Source organism: Corynebacterium sp., assembly GCF_022712275.1.
GTDB lineage: Bacteria > Actinomycetota > Actinomycetes > Mycobacteriales > Mycobacteriaceae > Corynebacterium.
In genome coordinates, this window is the sequence record NZ_JALAGU010000047.1 from 80,728 (window position 1) to 100,373 (window position 19,646).

Sequence of the window (19,646 nt, forward strand, 5' to 3'; positions counted from 1 at the left end):
CGATCACTATAACCGCATATCGGTCTCCGGTGGGCAATCCCCGGCGAATCGGGGGTGGTTTCTTTTATGCCCTCTGCCTGCGGTTTTGTCCTGTGAACCTATGTTGGCTGCTCACCGCTTCCGCAGGACCAGCACGAGGTTCGAGACCCCCACTTCGCGCAGCCCGGGCACCTTGGTCATCCACCAGGCCCACGACGGGTGGTACCGGGGGAAGGACGCCACGAGCTCGGCGTCCCCCCTGTCCTGCAGGGTCTGCGCGTACTGCAGGCCGTCGGCGCAGGAGACATTGAACAGGGACTCTCCCCACCGGTTCTTCGGTGGGTGACCGTGCGTCTTCTCGTACCGGCGCGCCGCGAACCCGCCGCCGACATAGTGCTGCCACAGGCCGGTCTCGTGGCCGCCGAAAGGCCCCAGCCAGCAGGTGTAGGAGTAGACCATCAGTCCGCCGGGCCTGGTGACGCGCAGCATCTCGTCCGCCATCCGCCACGGGTCGGACACGTGCTCGGCGACGTTGGAGGAGTAGGTGAGGTCGAAGGCCTCGTCCGCGAAGGGCAGGTCCATGCCCGACCCCCGCACCGAGGACGCCAGCCTGATCCCCGCCGCCGCCATCTCGCCGACATCGGGTTCGCAGGTCACGTAGTTGTCGACCCCGGCCGCGGCGAAGGCCTGCCCGAAGTAGCCGGGTCCGCCGCCGACGTCGAGGATCCGGGTGCCTGCCAGGGAGGCTCTCCCCGCGGATGTGGTGGGGCCGGCGTCCGCCCAGATGTCGGAGAGGATGCTGACCGTGTCTGCGGCGAGGTGCCCGTAGAACCGGTCGGGGTCGGACTGCTCGAAGCGGAAGTCGGCGAGCAGACCGAGGGACCGGCGCAGTGTCGCGCGGCGGCGCAAGGTAGGGAGGGTCGTGGTGGCCGACGTTTGCGTCACCTTTTCCGCCGATCCGTGGCAGCGAACGGCGGAAAAGGTGACGCAAATTCGGCGGTTGCAGGTGACGCGGGTGATGACGCGGGCATGCGTCGATCATGGCACAGTGTGACCGGAACCCTGGCCAGTACGGCGGCGGGGGAGTACGCTCCGCGGATCATGAGCCAGCAGTACAACCTCAGCAACCTCAACGCCCCGGTCATCCCCTCGCTGACTGAGCAGGACGCGCGTCCGCCCCGTGGTGCGGGGACGCTGTGGTGGTTTCCTCCGGTGGTCAACGACCGTGCGGCGCGGACGACGGCGATGCTGGTCGTGGTACTGACGGTGGTGACTGTCGTGGTGTCTCTGCTCGGGTTCGGCACCGCGGCACTGGTCCTCAATGCCCTGCTCTTCATCGGTTTCGTGCTCCGGGTGCTCGCCGGGCCACGGTTCGACCCTTTCGGCCAGCTCTCGGTGCGGTGGCTGGCCGGTGCGGTGTTCGGGGAACCGCTGATGACCGCCGGGCCGCCGAAGCGGTTCGCGCAGGGGATCGGGGTGGTGTTCTCCGGGGTGGCGCTGGTGCTGCGCCTCGTCGGGGGAGATATCGCGGTGGTCGCCGCCGATGTGGTGCTCGCACTGCTGGTGGTGGCCGCGTCCCTGGAGGGTTTCGCCGGGTTCTGCCTGGGCTGCCGGATCTTCGCCTGGCTGCAGCACCGTGGCATGATCAGTGCGGATATCCGGGCGGACTGCGCGGTGCGGTGACTACCGTGCGGCGTGACGCACCGCACCGGCCACCAGAGCGCCGACCACGCCGACCGCGGCGAAGAGCAGGAACGCAGCAGTTCCACCGGAGGTCGCGGACACGATCCACCCGGTGACCGACGGTCCGACGATGCCGCCGATCCGTCCGATGCCCAGTGACCAGCCCACACCTGTGGTCCGTGCCTGCGCCGGGTAGGACCTCGTCACCCAGCCGTTGATCAGCGTCTGTGTGGCCACCGCCCCGTAGCCGGCGACCGCCGCCAGAACGAGCAGCAGTGCGGTGCCGTCCGCCCCGGAGAAGGCGAGGACCGCCAGCGCCCCGACGAGGAAGGACGCCGTCACCACGATCTTCGACCCCCACCGGTCTGCCGCCCATCCTGCGGCGATGCCGCCGACGATCGCTCCGAGGTTGAAGCACAGCAGGAAGTTCAGCGAACTGGAGAAGCCACGTCCGTCGTCCTGCATGAGTGTGGGCAGCCAGGTGTTCGCCCCGTAGACGAACAGCAGGGAACAGAAGCTCATCACCCAGAACATCACCGTGGTGGTCCGAATCCCGGGGGCGAAGATGGCCCTCAGGCCGGCCCGTGCGGCGTCCCGACGCTCCTCGCGGGACGCCGCCACCGACTGTTCCTCGGCGGATTCCGGTAGCCACCGCCACGCCGCCGGAAGGACAGTGATCAGCGGCAGAGCGGCGATGAGGTACATCCAGTGCCAGGAGAACTCGGGGATGATCCACTTCGCCAGCAGGGACGCCGCGACGCCGCCGACCGGATAGCCGGACTGCATGATGACGTAGGCGACGGCGGCGCGGTCACGTGGGGCGAACTCGGTGGTGAACGCCGCGGCCAGGGGCATGACGCCACCCAGGCCGATACCGGCGAGAAAGCGGACGACCGCGAAGAACTCCGGCCCGGGCGCGGCGGCGCAGAGGACCATCAGCACACTGAACCAGGTGACGCAGGCGAGGAAGGTGCGCTTGCGCCCCCACCGGGAGGCGAAGGTCCCGACGACCAGTGCGCCGAGGAACATGCCGACCAGGGCTGCGGAGCCGATGTTGCCGGCCTGGCCGGAGGTCAGGCCCCATTCGTCGCGGAGTCTGGACAGGGTGGTGCCGTAGACGACGATGTCGTAGCCGTCGAAGGCGATGGCGCCACCGCAGATCGCCATGATCCCGACGGGTAGGCGGGAGGGGGAGGACGCGTTGAGGGCACCGGTGGTAGGGGGTGTGTTCACGGTTCTTCTTTCACACTGCGGCGCCGATGCTGGTGCCGGCACCCGGGAAAATGAGCGTGGTTAGCCTAGCCTCTCCCGAGGTGGGGAGGAAAACCCTGCTGCGTGGGTACGGTGGTGGCCCGGCGTCAGAACCCCGGCGCATCGTGGACGCACACCCGCTGGAACTCCTCCGTCCCGTCCGGCACGCGCCAGTAGTGCAGCCGCCGGGCTGCGGCCGTGTTCGTCTCCAGGTCGACCCGGTAGGCCGTCGCCCGGTCGTCGCGGACCAGGTAGGGCGCCCCACCTGCATCGGAGATCCGGAACTGGTGGGGGCGGGTGGTGCGCTCCCCGTAGCCGCTGGCGATCCACATCATCACCGGGGGCAGTTTCCACCGCAGGGCTTCGCTGTCGTCGATCACCCGACGCACGGACCCGAGGAACCCCACACTGAACCGGAAGCGCAGCGGGTGGGTGGCTTTCGCCGCGGCGTCGACCCGCCTCGCCCACTCGACCCGGATCTCGAGGTCCAGCTGCTCCGAGAGGTCGGTGAACTCGTTGCCGATGAACGGTCGCTCAGTGTGTACGACCTCCACCTCGGTGCGCACCCGGCGCCGGGGCCCCTTGGACTGCCCCGCACCGGGAAGTGTGGTCGGGACGTGGACGCCGGCCCGGCGCAGCCCCTCCAGCTCCGCCACGGATCCCGCAGGGACACCGACCGTGACGTCTTCCCTGGTGAGGGAGGGCTCATCAGCGACAGCGCCGTTCACCGCCACCCGGGGCGGTCCACCGGTGCGCAGTGGGGGAGCGTCATCCACCACGGCGCCGTCGCTGCCCTCGCAGCCCGGTGCGACCACGATCTTCAGCGCGCCACGGAGCTCCCCGACGGACTGCACCTGCACCGCGATCACGTCGCCGACCGACACCGAGGTACCGATACCGGTCCGCGTCAGATAGGAGGACAGCCCCGGCACGACCTGCACACTCACCTGGCTCTTCGCCATCACCCCGGCGACCCGGGACCCGTTGTCCGGCCGGATGTTCGCGAACAGGAGATCGCCGGCGAAGCAGTCGGCCGTCCACGTCAGATCGTGGGCGGTGCGGGGCGCATAAGTGCGACGCTAGCAGGGGAAGTCACCCCCAGAGTGTGAGTGTTACGGTTGTTGCCATCATGAAAGTCCTACTGCTCTGCTGGCGCGATTCCCGGCATCCCGAGGGCGGCGGCAGCGAGGTCTACCTCGAGCGCGTCGCGGAGTATCTGGCGTCCCCGGCGGGAGGACGTCACGACGTCACCTTCCGTACCGCGCGCTACCCTGGTTCCGCCCCGGTGGAGCACCGGAACGGGGTGACCTACGTCCGTGGCGGTGGTCCACTCACCGTCTACCCGCGGGCGTGGCTGGCCATGCTGTGCCAGCGGTTCGACGTCATCGTCGACACCCAGAACGGCGTCCCCTTCTTCGCGCGCGTGTTCGGGCAGGGACGCGCCGGGCGGCCGGACGTGGTGCTGCTGACCCACCACTGTCACCGTGACCAGTGGCCGGTCGCAGGCCCTGTCCTGTCCCGGATCGGCTGGTTCGCCGAGTCCCGGCTCTCCCCGCGGATCCACCGGCATACCCCGTACGTCACCGTCTCCGCGCCGAGCGCGGACGACCTGGTGGGCCTGGGTGTGGGCCGGGAACGTATCACCATCATCCGCAACGGGGTGGACGCCCCGCCGGAGCTTCCGCAGGACGCCGGGGACGCCGTTCCCTCGGGCGGCGTCCATCTGGTCACCCTGTCCCGCCTCACCCCGTACAAGCAGATCGAACATGCCCTGCACGCGTTGGCCGTGGTCCTGCCGGATCATCCCGGCACCGTGCTCGACATCATCGGTGACGGGTGGTGGTCGGAGAACCTGCGGCAGTGCGCCGCGGACCTGGGAGTGACCGACCGGGTGGTCTTCCACGGTCATGTCTCCGAGGAGGTCAAGCACCGGCTGCTCGCCGGCGCCGCGGTGCACCTCATGCCGAGTGCGAAGGAGGGGTGGGGGTTGGCCGTCATCGAGGCCGGACTGCACGGTGTGCCGACGATCGGCTATTCCTCCTCGGACGGTCTGCGTGACAGCGTCGTCGACGGTCAGACCGGCCTTCTGGTGGATTCGGAGGGAGGTCTCATCACGGCGCTGGCGGGACTGCTGGATGACCCGGAACGGCGCCGCGAGCTCGGGGACGCCGCCCGTGAACGGTCACGGAACTTCTCCTGGGACCTCACCGGAGAATCGTGGAAATCACTGTTGAAGAGAATTCATCGTCCGCGCAGGTAGTCGTGTAGTTTTCGCGGTGATTTCCGGATGAATAACCGGTGATGGACCTGAGGGTAATTCTCTGATTCGGTACAGTGGTCGGGTGTTCTTCTGACGAGAGCCGTAACTGCTACAGCTGGAGGAGATGACCGATGACTGCAGTGCGAGCCGAGCACCTCTACAAGGTGTTCGGGAAAAAGCCTGGTGAAGTGATCCGGAAGTTGGAGGCGGGGGCCGATCGGAGCGAGCTGACGGACCTGGGGACCGCCGCCGTGATCGACGTGAATTTCGAGGTGGAGGAAGGAGAGATTTTCGTTGTCATGGGACTGTCGGGGTCCGGTAAATCGACCCTGATCCGTATGATCAACGGACTCTGGAAAGCCACCGCCGGATCTGTCGAGGTGATGGGGAAGAACATCGCCGAACTCGACGGGAAATCGCTGCGCGACCTGCGTGCCAAGCACGTCTCCATGGTGTTCCAGCACTTTGCGCTGCTGCCTCACCGCAGCGTCCGCGAGAACGCCGCCTATGCCCTGGAGATCCAGGGGACTCCGAAGGCGGAGCGTCTGGCCAAGGCCGATGAATGGCTCGCCAAGGTCGGACTCGAGGGCTGGGGCGACCAGCTCCCCGGTCAGCTCTCCGGTGGTATGCAGCAGCGCGTGGGGCTGGCCCGTGCGCTCGCGGCGGAGACCGACATCCTGCTCATGGACGAGGCCTTCTCCGCCCTCGACCCGCTGATCCGTACCGAGATGCAGGACCAGCTCATCGAGCTGCAGCAGGACCTGAAGAAGACGATCATCTTCATCAGTCACGACCTCAACGAGGCCATGAAGCTCGGTGACCGCATCGCGATCATGCGCGACGGCCGCGTCGCCCAGATCGGCACCGCCAACGAGATCCTCACCAACCCGGCCGACGCCTATGTCGCCGACTTCATCGCCGACGTCGACCGGTCCCGCGTCCTCACCGCCGCAGAGATCATGACGCCGATCGACAAGGCGGAGTTCGAGTCCGACCCGGACTCCGGGCGCTTCCCGGTGGTCCAGGCGTCCGACACGGTCTCGGACCTCTTCGAGCACTCCGCCTCCACCGACGGCCCCATCGCCGTCGCCGAGAACGGTTCCGTGGTCGGCACCGTCGAGGCCGGGGACATCGTCTCCGCCATGGCGACGCCGGACTACGAGTACGACGACGCTGCAGACGCCGCCACCGAGGAGGATGAGAACTGATGGGTACCTTCGCCAATCCTGATGTCCCGCTCGGAGACTGGATCTCCGACTTCATCGACTGGTTCACCGACGTCTTCGGCTGGCTGCTGGACTTCATCGGTACTGTCCTCGACGGACTGCACGACGCCTTCCACTGGGTGCTGGACACGCCGGTCTACTACGTCATGATCATCGTTTTCGCGCTCATCGCCTGGGCTGCCGTCTCCTGGAAGGCCGCCGTCTTCACCGCGCTGGGCTTCTACCTGGTCCGCGCGGTTGATGAGTGGCCGCAGGCCATGGAGACTCTCTCCCAGGTGCTCGTCGCCGTGCTCTTCGCGGTAGTGCTGGCTGTTCCGCTGGGTATCTGGGCCGCGAAGTCGGAGACCGTCTCGAAGATCGTCAAGCCGGTCCTCGACTTCATGCAGGCCATGCCCGCCCTGGCGTACCTGGTGCCGATCATCGTGATCTTCGGCATCGGCGTCACCCCGGGCATGATCGCCACCCTGATCTTCTGTATGCCTCCCGGCGTCCGCTTCACCGAGCTGGGAATCCGCCAGGTCGACAAGGAGACCGTGGAGGCCGGTCGCGCCTTCGGTGCGACGGGCACCCACATCCTGTTCCGCATCCAGCTGCCCCTGGCCCTGCCGACCATCATGGCCGGTATCAATCAGGTCATCATGCTGGCGCTGTCCATGGTGGTCCTGGCCGGTATGGCCGGTGCCCCGGGCCTCGGCGCAGACATCACCAGCGCGATCAGCAGCATCAACGTCCCGCTGGGTGTCAATGCCGGTGTCGCCGTGGTGATCCTCGCGGTCTTCCTCGACCGTGTCACCGCCGGACTCGGCAACAAGACCCCGCTGGCCAAGGCCCGCGCACAGCAGGCCCAGGACGCGTAGGAGGACATCATGCGCACCATCACACAGAAGACCCGCACCGTCGCGTCCGCCCTCGCGATCGGCGCACTCACCCTCTCCCTGGGCGCCTGCGGAGCGAAGAACTCCAATGACGAGGTCGAAAGTGACAACGGCAATGAGCCCTACGCCGCACGGTTCGCCGACTGCACCCCGGGTGAGAACTCGTCGGACGTCAACGGCATGGACGTCGACGACGACAAGAAGATAACCCTTGCCGCCTTCAACGGCTGGGACGAGTCCTTCGCCGCATCCCACCTGCTCAAGTATGTGCTTGAGGACGAGGGCTACTCCGTCGACATCGAGGCCCTGGATGCCGGCCCCGGTTACACCGGTGTCTCCCGCGGCGACATCGACGTCGTCATGGACACCTGGCTGCCTGTCACCCACGAGGAGTACCTGGAGCAGTACCAGGACTCGATCGAACCGCTGGGCTGCTGGTACGACAACGCGGTGCTCACGCTCGCGGTCAATGAGGACTCTCCGGCACAGTCCATCGCCGATCTCAAGGACATGGGCAGCGATTACGGCAAGAGGATCGTCGGCATCGAGCCCAGTGCCGGCCTGACCGCCCAGACGGAGAAAGCCATCCCGGTCTACGGTCTGGACGACTGGGACTTCGTCACCTCCTCGACCCCCGCGATGCTCGCCGAGCTGAAGAAGGCGACCAACGCCGGTGATGACATCCTGGTGACCCTGTGGCGTCCGCACTGGGCCTACGACGCCTTCCCGGTCCGTGACCTGGAGGATCCGGAGGGTGCGATGGGTGGTGCGGAGAACATCTACAACTTCTCTCGCACCGGCTTCGGCGACGACAATCCCTATGTCGCGCAGTTGCTGCAGAACCTGGTCCTCGACGACGAGCACCTGGCGTCCCTGGAGAATGTCATGTTCTCCGACGACAACTACGGCGGCGAGAACCTCGACAAGGCCGCAGCCGAGTGGGCTAAGGACAACCCGGAGTTCATCGAGGAATGGAAGGCCGGCGCACTGGGCGGAAAGTAGTCTCCGCCGCACCCCGGTATCCCGGTACACGATCGTGACGGATCCTGACCTCCAGGACAACGGAGGCGCGGGATCCGTCACGAATGTGTACGGCCGGACGCCGGCCGGAAGCTCACCGCACGCGGTAGAGCTCCCACCCGTCGGCCGACCACAGCAGTTCGTGAGGGGACGCCCCGTCGGTGAGAACTGCGGGGACGCTGACCCCGGCGTCCTCCGTGGCGTCGGTCTCGACGAGCACCAGGTCGACACCCGCTTCGGCCAGGCCGTCGTCACCGGCGGCGAGACCGGACAGCAGCCGTACCGTGTCCGGGTCCCCGTCGACGATCCGCCCGTCGACGACGAGGTAGCCGGGGTCCACCGGCGAATCAGGCAGCATCTTCAGCAGCGGGTCAAGTACCGGGCGCCCGTCGATGATCCGGTAGTTCCCCGGCGGCCACAGCAGGGTGCGTCCGGCACCTGCGTCCTCCACCGCAGTCACGGCGTCGGCGTACCCGGTATCCGACGTCACCGGACGCAGGTCGGAGACATCCACGGGCAGTGCCGGGACCTGCAGGAAGGCCAGCGTGCCGACGATGAGGGCCGGTACAGCAGGCGCCACCCGCGGCACCAGCACATCGACCCGGGCGAGTAGCACGACCAACGCCGGCAGTGCGAGGACCACGTACTTCTGGGTGTCCCGCAGCAACCCGGCGCCGGGGAGGATCTCCAGCACCTCACCGAGCACCGTGAGCCCAGGCCCGGTGGCCAAGAGGGCAGGTGCCAGCACCGCACCGACACCCAGTACCGACAGGCGCAGCAGGCCGGAGGGCCGTTCACCCCGCCACCACAGCACCACCGCCACGACTACAGCCACCACCGTGAGCAGCACACCGGCGAGCGGCACACGGTGATCCGGCACGGCGCCCGCGTTCCAGATCCCGCCGAGTCCGGCGAGTGCGCCGAGTGTGCCCACCCACGGCTCCGCCCGCGCGGCGAACAGGGACGCCCCGGCCGCATCAGTGAGCGTGGCCGAGGCGTTCCCCAGCGACGGGATCAGCCACGGCAGAGACAGCACCGCCCCGGCGACCACCGGGACCAGGGAGAACACCCGCCAACCGGACGCCACGACCGCAGTCACCACCGCCAGGACCAGCCCGGTCGGTGTCAGCGCGCACACGGCCAGAACCACCACGAGCAATACCCGTCGCTTCTCCAGCGCCAGCCACGCGACGAGCGGCAGCAGCATCCCGGCGGCGACCACCGACCAGTGGCCCTGCAACAGCCGCTCGGCGAGATACGGGTTCCACAGCACGAGGAAAGCGGCGAGCGCCTGCCCCGAACGGCCCGCTCCGAACCACCGCGCCAGCACAGACCCGCCCCATGCACCGGCCACACCGCAGGCGCACATGAGCAGTCCCACGACCACCGGCGGGGGGATGACCGGGGACAGGACGGCGAGCACGGCGTCCTGTGGAACGGCGCGGGCCAGGCCGTCGGCCCCGGTGGCGAGGTCGTTGAGCGCCATGGACCCGGGCACGGACAGGTCGCGCAGCAGCAGGGCGGCGTCCCGGTCCCACCCCGCCACGACGGCGACGGCGAACGGCCACAGCACGACCGCCGTCAGGACCACGCACCATGACAGACGCCACCGGACCCCGGTGCGGGATCCGGTGGCGTCGGTCGTGATGGTCACTTCTGCAGGGTACCTGCGGTCAGGTCACTCAGCCCTTCCGCGCGCTGCGGTGCAGCACAAAGCCGATGATCAGCAGGATCAGGCCGATGAGACCCGCACCCCACGGCACGTAGGTGCCTATGAGGTTCATCTGCGACAGGCCGTCCTTCGCCCGCTGCATCTGTGAGTCCTGGGTGGCCTGGTTGAACTCGCCCGGGAAGTACAGTGCGGTGCGGGTCGGATTCGCCAGCTCCTTCTCGCGGTTCTCCGGCTTCGCCATTTCGGCGGCTTCCTCGTCATCCTGCGCGTAGTACATCCACACCTCTTCGGCACCCTTGACGATCACGCCGGTGTCCGGTTGGACGTGCAGGGTGCGGTTGACGGTGTAGTAGCGGGACATCTCGACCTCGGGGCCGGTCTCGTCGTCCTCGTCCCAGCCGTCGACCTCGTCGCGGGAGAGACCCCAGGTGGACGCCGGGAACTTCAGCCGCAGTGCCGCCAGGGACTGCTTGTCCGCCGCGGAAAGCTCACCGTCGGCGTTGAGACGGGACTCGACCGCCGGGTAGAGCTCGGTCGGGGCGACGGTCTGTTCGAAGCGGTACACCGTCTCACCCTTCATGGTCTCCTTGTCGACGAAGTCGATGTCCTGGCTCTTCAGGACCTGACCGTCGAAGTAGGGGTACGCCTTCTTCTCGGTGCCGAAGGGGAACTGGTACTGCAGGCCGTCACGGACGAACACCGGGGTGTCCTCCTCGGCCACGCCGCCACCGACGGTCGGGGAAGTCATGTCGAAGGAGGAGACAGGCTTGTCGACCGGGAAGGCGGTCTTCCGGGTCAGGGTGACGCGGTCGATGGTCGCGGCAATGAGGTTCTGCGGCTCAGGCAGGTCGGTGCGGAAGACGGTGTTACCTGCCTCGAGGGTCACCTCCTTGTCGGTGGTCGGTTCCTGGGCGATGATGTGGCGCTGGTTCTGCAGCGGCACGTCGGACCAGATGAAGCAGGAGACGGTGGCGTTGTCACCACGGCATTCCCGCTTGTCCGCGTTGTCCCCCACAGGCTTCCCCGCGGCCAGAGCGGCCGCGTCCAGCAGGCGTCCCTCCGTCTCATCGGTGACCGTGTAGGACTCGATGTCCTTGGGGATCACCTTGCCCTTCGGCAACACGTAGATCGGCAGGGCAATGGCGATGACGATCAGCGCAGCACCGATGACGATGAGCGCGTGAGAGAGAACCTTTTTCATGCGGTCTAGTTTAACGGGAGAAACCTCAATCCGGGGGTAGGATCGTCGAAGATCATGTCGACTTCCACGCAACAGCCGTCACCGGGGCCATCCACGCCGTCACCAGCGCAGGTCCGCCTCCCGTTCATTCCTGCACTGGAGGGGCTGCGTGCCGTTGCCGCGCTCGGCATCATACTCACCCACGCCGCCTTCCAGACCGGCAACGACACGGGCGCGGTCATCAGCCGCGTCATGGCGCGCACCGACTTCTTCGTTCCCGTCTTCTTCGCGCTCTCCGGGTTCCTGCTGTGGCGACGCCACGCCGCCGACTTCACCGTCTCCCCGGAAGGACGCCGCAACTGGGCGGGCTACTACGTCAAGCGACTGGGCCGGATCATGCCCGCGAGCCTGATGCTCGTCACCGTCGTCATCGCGCTTTTCCCGGTCGCCGGCGATCCGGGCGTCCTCCAGATCGTGGCGAACCTCCTGCTGCTGCAGAACTACGTCCCCGACGGCATGATCGGCGGTCTGACCCACCTCTGGTCATTGTGCGTGGAGATGTTCCTCTACCTGGTCATGCCGCTGCTGGCCCTGGCGGTCGGACGCCGACGTCGCGCGGTCCGGGTCGCCGCCATCGTCACCGTCGGAGTGCTCAGTGCGCTGTGGCCCTTCCTCGCCGGGCCGCGGTCCGGCGACCTCAACCCGCACATCATGCCCTGGGCGTTCTTCGGCTCCTTCTGCGTCGGCCTGCTCGCCGCGGAGACCGAGGGGTGGCTGGCGGAGGTCGACGGCTCCCGGCAGGCGACCGTCCGACGGTGGGCCGGACGCCGCCTCGTGTGGATCTCCCTGGCCGTCGGGGTGCTGGTCCTGGCGTCCTTCGACGGGCCGGAGGGCCTGTCCTCGGCGTCACCGGCCGAGTTCTTCCGCCGTACGACCTGCGGGGTCGCGTTTGCCGCGGCACTGGTGGTGCCGGTGTCGCTGGCCCCGCGGTCCCGGTTCCTGGAGAGCACGGTGATGCAGGCCCTGGGACGCTGGTCCTACTCGATCTTCCTGTGGCACATGGCGATCCTGTCGCTGGTCTTCCCGCTGCTGGGGATCAACCTGTTCAGCGGCGGCTACGCGGCGCTGCTGCTGGTCTTCGCGGTGACCGCCGTCCTGTCGGTACCGGTGGCCGCGTTGAGTTACGCGCTGGTGGAGGATCCGGCGCGCCGGGCGGTCTCGCGGTGGTGGCGGACGCGGGTCGCGGCGAAGGAGGCCAGGAAGACCGAGGTCAGGCCGACGACGAGCGCGAGCTGCACGACGGAGGAGTCGCCGGCGTAGCCGTCGGTGCCCCACGGGCTGCGGGTGAGCAGCAGGGTCGCCAGACCGCCGGACATGAAGAGGACCCACAGCGGCTGGACTCCGGACCACACCCGGGGCCGGTACCGCAGCACGCCCACGGTCGCCGCCGCCGCGAGGACGCCGGGGATGCCGGCGAGGACCCAGCTGACTCCTGCCCAGGCGACGGCGGTGGCCGGTCGCGTCAGGCCTGCGACACGGCCGGTCGGCATCACGCAGTCTGAGGTTGGTGCGGCACCCACGGAACCGACCTCAGGTTGCGTGATGCCGACACTCTTCCTGTCTCCCCGGCCCCGCCACAGCAGCAGTGCCCAGACCCCGAGCAGCAGGACAGCCGCTCCGAGCCCCGCCGCCAGCCAGGTCCGGTAGACCGACGTCGGGGAGAAGTCCACGGACACCGCGTCGGCGAGGTCCTCGTCCGACATCTCCGGGGCGAGGTCCGCGGGGACGAGCCACCCCTGTGACCAGCCGTTGACGGTCACCGGCTCAAGCTCCACGTCGGTGTCGTCGGTGTCGTCGGTGTCCAGGGTCCCGACCCGCCCGGCGTTGACCGAGGAGGGGGTGTAGACGATCCGGTCGCCGCCTCCGGTGGACGCTGCTGTGGCTGCTGTGCCCGTCAGATTCTCCAGCTCCACCCACCGGGCGGTGCTGTGCACCGTGTGCTCCCCGGGGGTGAGGTCGAGGGTCTGGCCGCAGCGCACGGCGTCCCCGTCGACGGTGGTGTCGGCCGTGCAGTCCGCGGTGGAGACCTCCACCGTCGCGCCGGGTTCCGGCACAGTGATGATGCGCCGCATCGTGCCCTCCGGGATCTCCTGACCGAGCACCCACCGTGAGACCTCGCGTCCTTCCGGGGACGGTACGACGATGTCGCGACGTGGCGTCATATCGGTGCCGTCTGGTGCGGTGAGCGAAAACTCGCTGATCCCCGTCTGCCCGAAAGCGCCGGTGATGCGCAGCTCGACGCGGTCCGTCTCGCCCGGTGGGAGGGTGAAGGTCTCCTCCCGGCCGACCGGCACCTGCACGGTGGAGGACGCCACGGTGTCCCCGTCCCGCAGTGTCGTGACATGCATCCGCAGGGCCGACCCCTGGGCGCGGGCGGTGAGCCGCAGCTGCCCGACCGGCTGCGCGAGCTCCGCTGTGACGGACTGGTTCAACGGGGAGCCGGACGCCGGGTACCAGGCGGTTGTCGGGTCTCCGTCGACGGCGGCGGAGACGGGGGAGAGGGTGTCCGCCCCGCCGAAGGACGTCGGATCGTCACCGGTGGAACTGGGGATCAGGCGTCCGTTGGTCTCGCGGACGGTGGTCTGTTCGCCGGTGACCGGGTAGTCGCGCACCGGGTTCATCGCGCTCCACGGGTCACCTGCCGCACGGATCGCGGAGTCCGGAGAGGTCACGGTGCCGTAGGAGTGCCCGCGCAGGGCGGGGGTGTCGGTGACGGTGACCGGTCCTGTGGCGTCGAGACCGGTGATGTCGGTGGCGTCCCCGGTAAGGATGCGGTCGCGGGGTTCGCCACCGTCGGCGGCGGCGAGCCGGGGCAGGACCTCCGGCCCACCGGCGACAACATCCAGGTCGTCGACGTGCACGGTTCGCGGGGCGGTGGTGGCGGCGCCGCCGTCAACCCTGAAGATCCGCACGTCACCGTCGCCGAAGGACGCCTCCTCGGTGAACCCTGGGGAGTTGCGCAGTGTGCGCAGCACCGACCTCGCGCCGGGCGTGTCGGCGACGCGGGTGAGATCGGAGCGGACCAGCAGATAGCCGACACCCTGCTGGATCAGCGTCGCGGCCAGCGAGTCGGAGGACGCCCCGGTGTCGAACTCGCGCTGGACACCGTCGATCCCACGGATAGCCTCGGGCGGGACCAGCGGTACGGCGTCCCTCACGACCCAGGGCACGTCGAGCAGAGCCTGGGCCGGTTCATCGCGGGTGTTGCCCCAGTCCTGTCGGGCGGACGCGGCCCTCGGCAGGATCATCGTGCGGGATTCCGCCGCACCGTTCGCCGGGTCATTGAGCCAGTCGGCCGCGTCCGTCCAGTAGGAGGGTACGGACCGGTAGCCGTCGGCGGGGACCAGGCGGGCGGACCAGGCGGGGGCCGTGATCGTGGCGACGAGCAGGCCGACGGCGGTGACCACCACCACCTGCCGGTGCTTCTCCGGGTATGCCCACTGGCTCCGCTCAGGCCAGGTCATCCGGCCCAGCAGGTGGGCGATGCCGATGACCAGCGGCAGGTGGACCAGGGCGTCGAACTTGTGGAGGTTGCGCAGCGGGGCGCCGGCACCGTCGAGGAAGGACCGGGTGGCGTCCTGGACCGGGGAGAACGGCCCGGCGACACCGAAGATGAGCAGCCCGCAGCCCAGCATCACCAGCCACACGTGCCGGTAGGGCAGCCGGGTACGGGACACGCCCGACAGCCCCCACAGGCCGAGCAGTGCGAGGGCCAGCGTCGCGGCGACGAAGACCGGCTCGCCGACGAGGGCGGCACCGGCCTGTCGTTCATCGGAAAGGTAGGGCGTCCAACTGGTGGTGCCGCGCAGCACCTCGCCGAGGCTGAACCAGTGGGTGGTGATGCCCGCGGACTCGATGTAGTCGGTGAACGGCGGAGAGTACCGGCCGAGGATGAGCAACGGTCCGGTCCACCAGAAGCACGCGAGGACGCCCGCCGGAACCCACCAGGCCACGAAACGCCAGGCGGTGCGTCGTCGTTCCCGCGTCCGGGCGCAGGCTCCGGCGACGACCCACCAGATCACCGCAGGTACGACCGCGGCCAAGGTGGCGACCGCGTTCACCGCCCCCAGGCACAGCGCCGCCACCGCCGAGGAGCAGGCGGCGGTGGCGACCTGTCTGCGGGTCGGGGTGGGCGCCCCCAGGACCCGCACCACCGGCAGCAGGATCCACGGCACCAGTGCGATCGTCCACGCCTCCGAGGAGATGGCGCCGAGGGTGGTCATGATCCGTGGCGAGAGCGCGAACAGTACCGCGGCGACCAGGCGTGACGCCCGGGACCCGGTGTCCAGGGCATCCAGCAGTTTCACGGTACCGGCGAAGGCGAGCGTGAGCAGCAGCGCCCACCACAGCCGTTGGGTCAGCCAGTCCGGCAGCGGGGAGAGCAGGGCGAAGAACAACCCGTGGGGGAAGAGGTAGCCGTAGGCCTGGTTCTGTAGCTGGCCCAGAGGGAAGACGTCGGTCCACGGGGAGAGCGCCTGGTGGAGGAACCCCCACGGGTCCGCCACCAGGTCGTGCTTGGTGTCCGCGACGGTGAGCAGCGGTGCCTGGGCCAGACACAGCACGAGCCAGGCGCAGGTGGAGAGAATCCACCCGCGCCTGGTGAGCGTGGGAGTCAATGCAGCTGAGTCGGTCAGCGCCGCTCACCGTACTGGACCGAGCCCAGGACGGCGTCGTTCGCGTCGACGTTGTTCGACGGCAGACTGGAACTGTCGGCGACCATGCCGACGCCGACAGCGACAAGACCGCCGAGGACGACGCCGACGACGGCGGAGGCGACAGCAGGGCCGAGACTACGGCGGGGCGTGGAGTCGGTCTCGAAGGGCATGTGTTTTCTGTCCTCTGGTCTGGTGCTGCTGTGACTGTTACTGGAGCGGCTCGTCGAGCGGGGGCACGACGAGCACCGGGACACCGGCGTGCTTGACGAGATTGTCCGCCACGCTGGAGTGCAGGAGCGACTGCCATCCGCTCAGCGCCCGGGTACCGGCGACGATGAGATCGACATCCAGCTCCTGGGACGCCTCGACGATGGCGCTCCACACGGCTGTGGAGGACTCTACCAGGTAGGGTTCGGTCTCGAAACCAAGTTCGGCGGCAAGGGCGACGCCGGCGTGGCTGATCTCCGTGGCATCGACGTACGCCGGATCGGTGGAGTAGTCCGAGGGGTCTTCATTGATCCCCTGGCCGCCGGTCGCCAGTCCACCCACACCGGCCGCGCGGGCGGCCTGACGGTGGATCGGTTCCCAGGCGGTGATGATGTACGCCTTATGGGTGGACAACAGCCGTGCTGCATAGCGGATGGCGGCTTTCGCCTGGTCGGAACCGTCAAAGGCGATGAGGACAGAATCGGTGGGGGTGTTCGTGTCGCTGCTCATGCCCACGAGAGTAGTCCCACCACGTACCGTCGGGAGGATGAACGCCCGAAGGCCCACCCGCACCACCACCCGCAGATGCACAACCGCTGTGGCGCTCATGGCCGTGTCCGCCGCCCTCTCCGGGAGTCTCCTCGGCGCATGTACCCCGGATTCCTCCGACACCCCGGACGGCGACGCCTCCCCCGCCGCGTCCGCCACAGAGAGTGTGGAGACCACGCCGGGTACCGCGCCCGTCGAACAACCCGTCTCCTGCGTCGGCGAGATCGACCCGGCGGATTCTGAAGCGGTACGCCGGGCGGCGGCGGCCACCCTCGCAGTGGGGGTCACCGGTTTCGACGACGCCGCTGCCGCGGTCGACGCCGGCGTCCGGCACCTCTTCATCGGGTCCACCACCGACCAGTCGATGCTCAACGGCCAGGGTGACCCCGCCCGTTCCCTGGCCGCCCTGCAGGAGCGTGCCGGCGGCGACCTCACCGTCTCCGTCGACGAGGAGGGCGGTCAGGTCCAGCGGCTCGCCGATCTCACCGGATCGCTGCCCTCTGCCCGGGAGATGACGGCGACCATGGCCCCTGAGGAAGTCGCCGAACTGTTCACCGACCACGCCCACAAGCTGCGTGATCTCGGCATCACCATGGACTTCGCGCCCGATGTCGACCTCGACGGCGGCGAGGCGGTCAGCGACAACGCCATCGGCGACCGCGCCTTCTCCGACGACCCCGCCGTCGTGGTGGAGTACGGCCGGGCGGTCATCGACGGGTTGCTCGCCGGCGGCGTCACCCCGGTGATCAAGCACTTCCCGGGCCACGGCCACGCCACCGGGGACTCGCACCTCGGCACCGTCACCACCCCGCCCATCGACCAGATGGGACCGGACCTGCAGCCCTTCGCCGAACTGGCACAGGTCCCCGGGGTTGCGGTGATGGTCGGCCACATGCAGGTCCCCGGCTTCGACGTCGGCGACGTGCTCGGTGCCGAGACACCTGCCTCGCTGAACCCGGCGTCCTACGGGCTGCTGCGCAACGGGGTCAATGACGCGCCGGGCTTCGACGGCGTCATCTACACCGACGATCTCACCGGCATGCAGGCGATCACCGACCACTTCAGTCCCGGGGACGCCGTGACCAACGCACTGCGCGTCGGGGCAGACGCCCCACTCGTGTCCTCCGGGATGGACGCCGACTCCGTGGCCGGCGTCCTCGACGCGGTCGTCGCCGCGGTCGCCGACGGTGCGCTGGATCTCGGTGTGGTGACCGCGGCGGCGGACCGGATCTGCAGTTCAGTGCAGGCAACGGACGTGCCGGAGCCCGTCAACAGTTAAGGTATGGGGCGTGAGCAGCAGAACACATGACGTCCACGCACCCCGACGCGCCAACAGGTCCCTGTTCCGGCGCCTCTGGTGGATGTGGACCCTGCTCGGAGTGCTCGGGATCGGCGGCGTCCTCTACGCCACCGACCTGGTCATGTCCGAGGGGACGGTGCCCCGTGGCGTGACTGTCGGGGGTGTCGACATCGGGGGTATGTCGCCTGACCAGGCGGAGATCCGGCTGCGCAACCAGCTCGCCGACCAGGTGAAGTCACCGGTGAACGTGTCCGCCGGTGGCCTGGAGACGACCGTCGACCCGGTGACCTCGGGGTTGAATGTCGACTGGGACGCCACCGTCGACCAGGCCGGCGAACAGCCGAAGAACCCGATCACCCGGCTGACGAGCTTCTGGCAGACCCGTGAGGTCGGCACTGTCAGCCACTTCAACGACAACCTCCTCGCCGGCACCGTCCGCCGGGTCTCTGACGACCTCAGCCAGGACGCCTCGAACGCCACCCTCGCCATCAACGACCAGGGCAAGGCCGACATCACCGATGACGTGGACGGTCAGAGCGTCGAACAGGACGCCGTGGATGAGGCGATCCGTGACAACTGGCTCAACACCGACCACAAGGTGAGCGTGGACGCCGACGTGACCAGCGCCGACATCAACCGTGAGGAGGCTGACAAGGTCGCCCGCGAGGTCGTCGACAAGGTGACCTCCGGTGACCTCGTCTTCGCCGGCCGCGACAATGCCGAGGGAGTGCTGCGTCCGGCGGACATGGGACGCATCGTCACCTTCGTCCCCGACGGGGACAGCCTGCGCACCGACTGGAACAGCGAGGCCGCCAAGGAGATCCTCACCGAGCAGCTGGGTCAGACCGAGGTGGAGTTCCGTAACGCGAATTTCGAGGTCAACGGCAATGACCTCACCGTCATCCCGTCCCAGGACGGGGTGGAGATCGACTGGGAGAAGACCCTCGACAAGCTCGAGGACAAGCTCCTGGACACCCGGGAGCGCCACCATGACGTGACCTACAACGACCGTAAGGCGACGTACACCACCGAGATGGCGGAAAAGGCGACCTTCGACGACGTCATGGGTGAGTTCTCCACCGACGGTTTCGCCAGCGACTCCGGTGTGAATATCCGTCGGGTCGCTGAGCAGGTCAACGGTGCGATCGTGCTGCCGGGTGAGACCTTCAGCCTCAACGGTTACACCGGTCCGCGTGGTGAGGCGCAGGGGTATGTGGACGCGGGCGTCATCCAGGACGGCCATGCGGACACCGCCGTCGGTGGCGGCATCAGCCAGTTTGCCACGACGCTGTACAACGCGTCCTACTTCGCCGGTATGGAGGATGTCGCGCACACGGCGCACTCGTACTACATCAGCCGGTACCCGGCGGGACGCGAGGCGACGGTGTTCGAAGGTGCCATTGACCTGCAGTTCAAGAACACCTTCGACACCCCGGTGCTGATCCAGGCCTCGGCGGACAGTTCCTCGGTGTCAGTGAAGCTGCGCGGCGTGCGGCATGTGGACGTGGAGTCCATCCCGGGTGCGAAGACGAACTACACCGACCCGGAGCGCATCGAGCTGGAGGGCGACAAGTGCTCCGCCTCCTCAGGCTCGCGCGGGTTCACCACCACGGACACCCGCGTGGTGCGGGACCTCTCCGGCCGTGAGATCTCGCGGGACACCACGACGACGAAGTACGACCCCTCGCCGATCGTGACCTGCAAGAAGTAACCCCCGCCCGCCCACTTC

The 19,646-nt window shown here is 68.3% G+C and carries 15 protein-coding genes and 1 pseudogene; 8 read left to right on the forward strand and 8 right to left on the reverse strand.

What is annotated here, in order from left to right; genetic code table 11:
* Positions 1 to 111: 111 nt before the first annotated feature.
* Complete coding sequence (locus Q0A27_RS11135; protein WP_291475489.1) at positions 112 to 924, reverse strand: bifunctional 2-polyprenyl-6-hydroxyphenol methylase/3-demethylubiquinol 3-O-methyltransferase UbiG; 813 nt, start codon at positions 922 to 924, stop codon at positions 112 to 114.
* A 105-nt stretch (positions 925 to 1,029) separates the two neighbouring features.
* Here Q0A27_RS11135 and Q0A27_RS11140 point away from each other — a divergent pair, with 105 nt between their 5' ends.
* Positions 1,030 to 1,662 (forward strand): DUF4395 domain-containing protein, encoded by a 633-nt coding sequence (locus tag Q0A27_RS11140; protein WP_255307709.1) that lies wholly within the window; start codon positions 1,030 to 1,032, stop codon positions 1,660 to 1,662.
* Here the strand turns inward: Q0A27_RS11140 and Q0A27_RS11145 are convergent, their stop codons facing one another.
* The gene (locus tag Q0A27_RS11145) at positions 1,663 to 2,895 is read right to left on the reverse strand and encodes an aromatic acid/H+ symport family MFS transporter (protein ID WP_291475494.1); all 1,233 of its coding nucleotides are present in this window, start codon (positions 2,893 to 2,895) and stop codon (positions 1,663 to 1,665) included.
* 125 nt (positions 2,896 to 3,020) lie between these two features.
* On the reverse strand, positions 3,021 to 3,875 hold the full coding sequence (locus Q0A27_RS11150) for a hypothetical protein (RefSeq protein ID WP_291475496.1): 855 nt from the start codon (positions 3,873 to 3,875) through the stop codon (positions 3,021 to 3,023).
* 167 nt (positions 3,876 to 4,042) lie between these two features.
* Here Q0A27_RS11150 and Q0A27_RS11155 point away from each other — a divergent pair, with 167 nt between their 5' ends.
* The 4 genes from Q0A27_RS11155 to Q0A27_RS11170 all read left to right on the forward strand — a co-directional run bounded on the left by Q0A27_RS11155 (position 4,043) and on the right by Q0A27_RS11170 (position 8,276).
* On the forward strand, positions 4,043 to 5,173 hold the full coding sequence (locus Q0A27_RS11155; RefSeq protein WP_291475498.1) for a glycosyltransferase family 4 protein: 1,131 nt from the start codon (positions 4,043 to 4,045) through the stop codon (positions 5,171 to 5,173).
* Positions 5,174 to 5,304: 131 nt separating this feature from the next.
* Entirely contained in the window at positions 5,305 to 6,381 is a 1,077-nt protein-coding gene (locus tag Q0A27_RS11160) for a glycine betaine/L-proline ABC transporter ATP-binding protein (protein ID WP_291475499.1), read from the forward strand.
* The gene (locus Q0A27_RS11165) at positions 6,381 to 7,256 is read left to right on the forward strand and encodes a proline/glycine betaine ABC transporter permease (protein WP_291475501.1); all 876 of its coding nucleotides are present in this window, start codon (positions 6,381 to 6,383) and stop codon (positions 7,254 to 7,256) included. The genes Q0A27_RS11160 and Q0A27_RS11165 overlap by 1 nt, the downstream gene beginning before the upstream one ends.
* A 9-nt stretch (positions 7,257 to 7,265) precedes the next feature.
* Positions 7,266 to 8,276 carry a glycine betaine ABC transporter substrate-binding protein gene (locus tag Q0A27_RS11170; protein ID WP_014008838.1) on the forward strand — a complete coding sequence of 337 codons (1,011 nt, stop codon included), beginning with the start codon at positions 7,266 to 7,268 and terminating at the stop codon, positions 8,274 to 8,276.
* 112 nt (positions 8,277 to 8,388) lie between these two features.
* On the opposite strand, the gene Q0A27_RS11175 is transcribed toward Q0A27_RS11170, so the two are convergent.
* On the reverse strand, positions 8,389 to 9,948 hold the full coding sequence (locus Q0A27_RS11175; RefSeq protein WP_291475505.1) for a hypothetical protein: 1,560 nt from the start codon (positions 9,946 to 9,948) through the stop codon (positions 8,389 to 8,391).
* A 28-nt stretch (positions 9,949 to 9,976) separates the two neighbouring features.
* The gene (locus Q0A27_RS11180) at positions 9,977 to 11,167 is read right to left on the reverse strand and encodes a DUF3068 domain-containing protein (protein ID WP_291475507.1); all 1,191 of its coding nucleotides are present in this window, start codon (positions 11,165 to 11,167) and stop codon (positions 9,977 to 9,979) included.
* A gap of 54 nt (positions 11,168 to 11,221) precedes the next feature.
* Between Q0A27_RS11180 and Q0A27_RS11185 the strand changes: the two genes are divergently transcribed.
* Complete coding sequence (locus tag Q0A27_RS11185) at positions 11,222 to 12,466, forward strand: acyltransferase (RefSeq protein WP_291475508.1); 1,245 nt, start codon at positions 11,222 to 11,224, stop codon at positions 12,464 to 12,466.
* A gap of 1,364 nt (positions 12,467 to 13,830) precedes the next feature.
* Here Q0A27_RS11185 and Q0A27_RS11190 read toward each other — a convergent pair.
* The 3 genes and pseudogenes from Q0A27_RS11190 to Q0A27_RS11200 all read right to left on the reverse strand — a co-directional run.
* Positions 13,831 to 15,768: pseudogene (locus tag Q0A27_RS11190) on the reverse strand (DUF3367 domain-containing protein); the annotation flags it as partial.
* Between the two features lie 68 nt (positions 15,769 to 15,836).
* The gene (locus Q0A27_RS11195) at positions 15,837 to 16,031 is read right to left on the reverse strand and encodes a DUF2613 domain-containing protein (protein WP_014008842.1); all 195 of its coding nucleotides are present in this window, start codon (positions 16,029 to 16,031) and stop codon (positions 15,837 to 15,839) included.
* 37 nt (positions 16,032 to 16,068) lie between these two features.
* Positions 16,069 to 16,578, reverse strand: coding sequence for a universal stress protein (locus Q0A27_RS11200; RefSeq protein ID WP_291475509.1), 510 nt, complete (start codon positions 16,576 to 16,578; stop codon positions 16,069 to 16,071).
* A 37-nt stretch (positions 16,579 to 16,615) separates the two neighbouring features.
* On the opposite strand from Q0A27_RS11200, the gene Q0A27_RS11205 reads away from it, so the two are divergent.
* Complete coding sequence (locus Q0A27_RS11205; protein ID WP_291475510.1) at positions 16,616 to 17,896, forward strand: glycoside hydrolase family 3 N-terminal domain-containing protein; 1,281 nt, start codon at positions 16,616 to 16,618, stop codon at positions 17,894 to 17,896.
* Between the two features lie 82 nt (positions 17,897 to 17,978).
* Complete coding sequence (locus Q0A27_RS11210) at positions 17,979 to 19,628, forward strand: VanW family protein (RefSeq protein WP_291475515.1); 1,650 nt, start codon at positions 17,979 to 17,981, stop codon at positions 19,626 to 19,628.
* The last annotated feature ends 18 nt before the right edge of the window (positions 19,629 to 19,646 follow it).

Coding starts and splice junctions, on each gene's coding strand:
- Q0A27_RS11200 (WP_291475509.1), bottom strand. CDS start 16,578: ATGAGCAGCGACACGAACACCCCCACCGATTCTGTCCTCATCGCCTTT.
- Q0A27_RS11150 (WP_291475496.1), bottom strand. CDS start 3,875: ATGGCGAAGAGCCAGGTGAGTGTGCAGGTCGTGCCGGGGCTGTCCTCC.
- Q0A27_RS11180 (WP_291475507.1), bottom strand. CDS start 11,167: ATGAAAAAGGTTCTCTCTCACGCGCTCATCGTCATCGGTGCTGCGCTG.
- Q0A27_RS11170 (WP_014008838.1), top strand. CDS start 7,266: ATGCGCACCATCACACAGAAGACCCGCACCGTCGCGTCCGCCCTCGCG.
- Q0A27_RS11185 (WP_291475508.1), top strand. CDS start 11,222: ATGTCGACTTCCACGCAACAGCCGTCACCGGGGCCATCCACGCCGTCA.
- Q0A27_RS11160 (WP_291475499.1), top strand. CDS start 5,305: ATGACTGCAGTGCGAGCCGAGCACCTCTACAAGGTGTTCGGGAAAAAG.
- Q0A27_RS11165 (WP_291475501.1), top strand. CDS start 6,381: ATGGGTACCTTCGCCAATCCTGATGTCCCGCTCGGAGACTGGATCTCC.
- Q0A27_RS11195 (WP_014008842.1), bottom strand. CDS start 16,031: ATGCCCTTCGAGACCGACTCCACGCCCCGCCGTAGTCTCGGCCCTGCT.
- Q0A27_RS11205 (WP_291475510.1), top strand. CDS start 16,616: ATGAACGCCCGAAGGCCCACCCGCACCACCACCCGCAGATGCACAACC.
- Q0A27_RS11155 (WP_291475498.1), top strand. CDS start 4,043: ATGAAAGTCCTACTGCTCTGCTGGCGCGATTCCCGGCATCCCGAGGGC.
- Q0A27_RS11210 (WP_291475515.1), top strand. CDS start 17,979: ATGTGGACCCTGCTCGGAGTGCTCGGGATCGGCGGCGTCCTCTACGCC.